Origin of the sequence: Postechiella marina (assembly GCF_039538365.1) — a bacterium.
Taxonomy (GTDB): domain Bacteria; phylum Bacteroidota; class Bacteroidia; order Flavobacteriales; family Flavobacteriaceae; genus Postechiella; species Postechiella marina.
In genome coordinates, this window is the sequence record NZ_BAABCA010000011.1 from 1 (window position 1) to 7,096 (window position 7,096).

Consider the following 7,096-nt stretch of genomic DNA (forward strand, 5'->3'; position numbering starts at 1 on the left):
TTGCGAAAAGCTAAACACAAAAAGTATTAACGGTATTATATAGTGTTGTGATTTCATATATTTGAATGTGTTTTTTTCTATTAATAAATTATTGCTGACCTTTATAATGGTATTGGTTTTGTGATAGGATACGATCGTCAGAATCTTTTATAATAATCAGCCTACCTAAACCATCGTATTCATATTTGGCAGTGATTCCATTGGGTCCTGTTTTTGAAGTAACTCCAAAAAGGGAATGATAACTGAATGTTGAAATTAATGCATCTGGCACAAGGTTTATTAAACTATTATATAATGTTTCGCTATTATAAGATGCATCTTTCCCATCTAAAGAACTAATTAATGAATGGTTGGCATTGTTAATTTGAGCCATGGTAAAGCGTCCTTGGTCGTCCCATAGATAAGAAGAAACTCCTGAAACCCTATTATCAATTTGAACGGGTAGGAATGTAGGGTAATTTCCTCCAATTGTTGTATTGTACGTTATTGTATTATCTAGAGTGTAAGGACTATTATCTTTAAATGTAGAATATTGTTTATATGGCAAAATGCAATAATCATTTTGATTAGTATATGTATTAAAGAATGATAGTTTAGTGTATTCTGTTTTTTGTTTATTTAATAATTTAGGGGTTGTTTCTCCTAGTAATGTTTTATTTGATGTGATTTCTATAACTTGAGACTGCATATTTTTAACTAACATATCTGAAATGAACCCTGAGTTTGGAATAGGATAATAGTCTTGAGGTCTCATATATTTGGTTGAAATAATGTTGCCCTTGCTGTCTGTTGCAATTTCTTCATTAACAAAATGATTTAGCCCGTAAACAAAATCTTTAGTCTGTGTAATTAGAGGGTTACCCTCTATATCATATTCTGAAATTGTTTTTTTGGTTAATAATCCATATTTATATCCTTGCGCAATATATTCTACTTCAAAATTTGCAAAATCTTGTTCATTATTTCCAAATAAAAAAAATATATTTCTCCATGGATAAGTAATGTTGTATTCATCGAGTCCTAACCCTTCATATTCCCATGTGTTTTCTTCTTCTCTAATTTTGATGTAGGGATTGTTTTCTCCTAAAGGATCATATGGAACTGTATTTTTAGCATAAACATTTTTCTTGGTTACTTTATTATATCTGGCAGGAAATGTCTCTGAATAAGGTTTTTGAATATTTACATAATTCTTTTCCATAAAAACCTTATTCCCTGTGTTATAATCAATATCTTCATAATCATAGAAATATTCGGTCTTACCTTGGGTATTTATACCATCCGCTCCTTTGTGATAAATGCATACTCTTGGATAAACTACTGAAGGTCTTCCTTTTAGTAAACTTAAATAATTACCTATACTAAATCTAAATTCAGCTTTGGCCCGATTTGCTCTCAGACATTGACTGTCTGATATAAATGCATTCTTATATTGCTCTGATGGATGGTAAGCAGAAATAGGTAAAGTTTTATTACTACTCATTATCATGTAAGTCAGCGGGTTAGGTTCTACAGGTGCTAGTCCATATCCAAAATGTTCTGTCTCTTCTTCTCCGTATTTATATTCGTCAACATTTACCAAACTTCCAGCTTTACTGAAATTAGAAATTGTTCCAATACGGTGTCCTGAGGAGTATCTATAATCTTCCTCCCATTCATTATAATATTTATTACGTTCCCAGCTAAATTGAGTATATCCCCCTGTAGGATAGGTGATTTTACTTAAAAGCCCATCACTACCTGCTGGTTCTTTATTGTAATCTCCAAGAAAATACTCTCCCCAACCTGTACTGCCAGGGCCTCCATCTACTTCAGATGACCTTATTACTAAGTTTTCAATTGACTCACCTTGGAAGCCGTTTTCATGAAAATACCCGGGTAAGTCTACTTTAAAGTTAGGTAGGCCTTTATACCCTGAGGACATATATCCATTTATATACCCCCAATGATCAGTACCTTTCATATGAGGCATATTTGTTAAAGATTCATAATTAAAAGCATGTGTCCTTCTCATTGAATCTTGGCTATTTATTTTTTCTATATTATCAAGTTTTTTTAATTTAAAAAAAGAGTTTTGTAATGGAAATTCACTCATGTTAAAATTAAATCGTTGGGTTTCAGTGTGATTTATGGAGCTGATTTTCATCCAGTTTAGCCAAGCGTATCTTCCAGAAAGTTCGTTTGCAGAACCATAAAAATCATAATCAAATTCTATAATGATATCATCATAAGTGATTTTTTTAAGAATAGGTTGTTGTACCATTTTAATGATATCATTATTTGGAGAAGTTCTATAGGTATCTGTTGGTGGTTCGCTCCATCCTGTTCCACCTTCAATTGGATAACTTTCACAATGATGACTGTTTACTATTAAGGTAGCGTCAAAAGAGGTTATTTGTCTCACTAAAACATCTCCTTGAGAGTTTCCATTAAGATATTCATAGATTATAGGCTTAGCAGAGTTTGGAAAATCAATTCTAGTAAGATTCCATTCTACATTATACCTAGCACTAAGCCCTCTATAGTTATATTCTTTAAGAGCTTTAGAAAAAGTATAAGTAACCCCGTCATTATTAGTAATCTGAAAACCTTTAATGTGGTTATTATTGTTATACCATTCTAAATCGTAACTAATTTTTATAGTTTTGTCAAGAGAATTTAGAATAGATATATTTCCCGTGCCATCATTTTCAATAATAAAACTAAAAGAATTTCCATCTGGTAAACTGGCATGAAAAATATCATGATCGTAATCAGAGTCATTGCTGAGGTGTGTGAAACTTGCAACCCTCAGATGATACGCTTCTATGGCCTCATAAGCTTGAGATGTATATGGAAGTTGTGCTACAAAATTAGTCCATTCATCAGGGAAATATTTTAGAGATCTAGATATTTTTCCTCTTCCTGATAAATTCCAACCAAAACCATATAAATCATAATTATAACCATGTCTTACCCCCGAATTGTTATAAGATAAGTTTAAGGGTATTTGATAACCAGCATGACTAATAGTGTGTAATGGAATTGAAATATCAGGAACCCCTGTAGAATTATTCATGTGATAACCTGTATGTTTTTGAAATACTTCTGCTTCTGGACTAGTAGGAATATATTGCCCATAAGCATTTAGAATAATAAAAAACAGTAATAAATTAAATATTGATTTTATTCTTATCATAAGTACATTTTTTATAGTTTATAAATGTGCTTATAAATTTAATTTGTATGATAATAATAACGGTAGGCGATAACTTTACAATTTGTAAGTCTAATTAGGAGTTTTATTAATATTTAAAGACAAGAAGCTTATTTATTGTAAGTCTTTAATTCCATTTAATATGGATTACGGGATAAAGCAATAAGTATACAGCTCCATTCCTTTTTGTGCTATGCAATAATTTATACTTTCTGCCAATACACCAAAGTATAATTCCCTTGTAAATATGTCTATCTAGTTTACAGTAGCAAAGCTTACAAGGTATAAACCCGCTTTATTATGAAATTTGTATTTCCTACTCATTAGTCTAAAATACAAAAAACATATTTTTCTTATGTTTTTATTTAGGTCTTGCTAAATATTGCCAGCGTTCGTCTATGACGAGTGACTACAATGCAATACTTACTCAATACGGCACCCGACACAGTCGAGCGCTAGCGGGGGGGGGACATTTTAGGAAAGTTCGAGAAAGTAAAGGTCTAACTCAACAAGAACTTACCGACCGAATTGATGTTGAGGTTATGCAAATAAGTAGAGTTGAAAGAGGTACTGTTAATACTTCAATCTGTATGATTAAAGAAGTAGCGGATAATCTAAATATACAGCTTTCAGAATTATTTTCTTCGTTCGAGAAAAACTAAACTGTCTAAATTATTATATATTCTACACTTCATAGAAACTAATATGAACCACTAAGGTTAGAAATATACATTTTAAAGCCTCTATATACGTTTAAAAAGAAAAGGATGAACTTTATGCCCACCCTTTTTAAACTAAATTTATATCTTAATTTATTGTTTTATAGTTGATTATGATTAAAAGTTATATCATCAACTAATCTGTACCATTACCCACATCGCAATAAAAATTATCTATTGGTTCATAACCAAATTGAGCAAATATAAAATCATGTTCTTTTGATTTTTCCAAAATCAATGAATCAGTTTTAAAAATATTTATTAATCTTTTATCAGCATTTTCAGAAACTTTTAAAGGCACACCTCTTTTTTTAGAAAACATAAAATACTTAAATGAATCTAGCGATAACGTATCTATATTATACTTAACACTCCCTTCTTTACAAGGAATAGATTTAGCTATCATTTTAGAAGTGTTAAAATAAGCAATACGTTTTATCTTATTATTATCTATAGCATAAAGTACGTCTGATTTATATTTTTGAGGAATATAATTATATAAAGTATGCTCTTCACCTAAATTATTATCTTTACTGGTAACATAGTAAATTCCTTTGTTGCCATTTAAACTTTCTAAATTTAGAATGGGATATAACTTAATACACTCATCAGATAATTCATCATATAAATTTGAGTTATATTTTTTAATATAATTTAAAAACTCCTCCTTATCATTCTTGTCAAAAAAATATTTCATTCTAAACGCATCATAATACTTACTAATAGAATCTTTATTTATTTTGTCCATCCTTTTAGTAATAATATTATTTTTTATATTCTTTTCAAGCGGAGTAATTTTATATATAATAATTATCACCAAAATAAATGCTAAAGTAAAAATCACCTTTTTCATCATATTTTTATTTTTTATTACCTAAATATTCGTTAATCAATTTATTTCTAGTTCTTATTTTTGGATTAGTAAAATTCTGTTTAATAAAAGTATTAAATACTTTTTTATTTTGAAACTTTAATCGAGCTACTAATTCGTTTTTACTATTAATAAATGATATTTGCCCTAAAGTATTTCCGTTTTGGTCACTTCCATAAGTACCATAATTCATATATTTCAGGTCTAAATCCTCTCTGTTTTGTTTCAAATAAATTTCTCCATTTGCTGAAAAGGTAGATGTAGAACCGTCTTTATTTTTTATATCAAAATTTTGCTCAAATGAATAATGATTTGCATCAATTAACAAATATTGTCTAATAAAGTTTCCTAAACTCTTTTTAAAATTCAGATTTTCTCCTTCAATCTCGACAGTCTCTAACTCGACAGAATATTTATTTTCATCTAATTGTTCACTTGAATAGTTTTTATGCCTATAAATAGCTTCATTAGCAGCATCTTTACCAGCTTCAATTCCAGCAGCCTTAACAAAATCAATTAAAATGTTTTTATTTTTACATCTAGGGCAATCATCTTTTACACCTAAATCTGTTTGAGTTTCATTTATAGCTCTATTATAATCTTGAGTTCTATCCCCTGACTCATTAACATATGTGCCATCATTGCTATTCCAATCATATTTCCAGCTATCAGCTCCAGAAGGGTCAGCCCAAAATATTGGATTATTATCAAAGGCAACACTTGTTCCTTGCGAAAAATGTGTTACAGGGTCTATCCCATTAAACCTACCAATTGCTGGGTCATAGCTTCTGAAGTCCATCTCATACAAATTAAGTCCTAAACTCTCTTCATATTCAACACCATTATATTGATAATCTAGTGCTGGATTATAAAACGCTGTACCACCATCATTATATCCTTTATGTTTAAGCCCAAAGGGATAGTAGTTGTTTTCTTCTAGTATTTCAGAACTATCTACACTACCACTATTATCACTATCCTGATAACTCAACCTCACATTACCTAAGTGGTCTTTGTATTGATAAGCGTAGTTAAATCCTAAAGCATAATTATTAGCATCTTTAGGTTCAACATACCCTTCTGAGTGTTTAAAGAATTTCAAAGAACTGCCTTCGTATACGTGATTACCGTTGTAGTAGGTGTAGGTATTAGTTCCGTTTTCGGTAACTTTCTTCTCCAATTTTACACCTGTGGCATCGTAAATATAAGCAATTGTTCCTGTATTTCCATTACCGTTAATCGAAATATTAGTTGGTAGGTTTAAATGATTATAAGTAATGTTGGTAATTCCTTTGTTGGTATCCAATGTCATATTACCATTGTTATCGTAATTGTAATCATCGGTGGTATCTAAATGATAGCCAGTGTAATCATCTATAAACCCTAAAGAATCATCTCCTAAGTCACCCACTCTCATAAGTTTATTGCCTAAGTCATAAGTATAGGTAAGATCATCCATTATGTTGCTGCTACCTCTTGAGTCAAAACGAAATAAACTTGTGATATTTCCGTTTTTATCATAATTATATGAGCTGTAGTATGGATCATTATTCATGAACTCCGCTTCTTTCAGTCTATTTAAATCATCATAGGTATATTTATACCATTTTACCCCAGTATCACTATTAGCTGTTTTCCATTCAGTTTCAGAAATATTACCATTGTACAGTTTTGTTGCACTATGATTTACTGTATTGTAATTAATTTTAAATCCAAATAAATCATTTCCTAAACTTGCTGTATTGTTTATTTGTTTTAACCAACCTCTTATGTTATAAGCATAATCTACTGTTTGTAACCTGCCTTGAGTGGTTTTGCCTCCTACACCTTTACTTGTTAATTGACCTAAATCGTCATAATGGTTTTCTGCTATTAGCTCATCAGCTAAGCTATTTATCTTTTGTTTTTGAGATACTAAGCGTCCTACATGGTCATAAGTAAAAGTGTCTACTGTTGTTATAGTTGATTTACCTGTTTTGGCATGTGTTGCTGTGGTTTCTAATACTTGCCCTGTAAAATCTAATTGACTTTTAACCTTATCTGTGGTGTTTAAATATGCATTATGGCTATAGACATAAATAGGTCGTGCCTTATCATCATAATAACTTACAGAAGTTATCCATTTCACAGGGTTAGAATCTAAAACTCTTACCTTACTGCCTGTTGTTAATCCTTTTACATTAGTTGTTGGTGTTTTTCCATATGAGGTCTCTGAATTTCCTGAGACTTTATCGAAGGTATAGTTATCGTAGTAGTTTATGGTGTAAATTTCTGAAACACTATGAGGTATTGCTGTATTAGTATAATATA

General features: G+C 30.4%; 4 protein-coding genes. 1 reads left to right on the top strand and 3 read right to left on the bottom strand.

What is annotated here, in order from left to right:
• Positions 1–88 precede the first annotated feature (88 nt).
• Positions 89–3,178, bottom strand: a complete 3,090-nt coding sequence (locus ABD715_RS17620) for an RHS repeat domain-containing protein (protein WP_344789659.1) — start codon at positions 3,176–3,178, stop codon at positions 89–91.
• A gap of 416 nt (positions 3,179–3,594) precedes the next feature.
• On the opposite strand from ABD715_RS17620, the gene ABD715_RS17855 reads away from it, so the two are divergent.
• Positions 3,595–3,858 (top strand): helix-turn-helix domain-containing protein, encoded by a 264-nt coding sequence (locus tag ABD715_RS17855; protein ID WP_425567992.1) that lies wholly within the window; start codon positions 3,595–3,597, stop codon positions 3,856–3,858.
• Between the two features lie 193 nt (positions 3,859–4,051).
• On the opposite strand, the gene ABD715_RS17625 is transcribed toward ABD715_RS17855, so the two are convergent.
• Together ABD715_RS17625 and ABD715_RS17630 are read right to left on the bottom strand one after the other, a co-directional pair.
• Positions 4,052–4,771 (bottom strand): hypothetical protein, encoded by a 720-nt coding sequence (locus ABD715_RS17625; protein WP_344789660.1) that lies wholly within the window; start codon positions 4,769–4,771, stop codon positions 4,052–4,054.
• A gap of 4 nt (positions 4,772–4,775) precedes the next feature.
• On the bottom strand, positions 4,776–7,096 hold a 2,321-nt coding region (locus tag ABD715_RS17630; RefSeq protein ID WP_344789661.1), incomplete at its 5' end, for an RHS repeat domain-containing protein.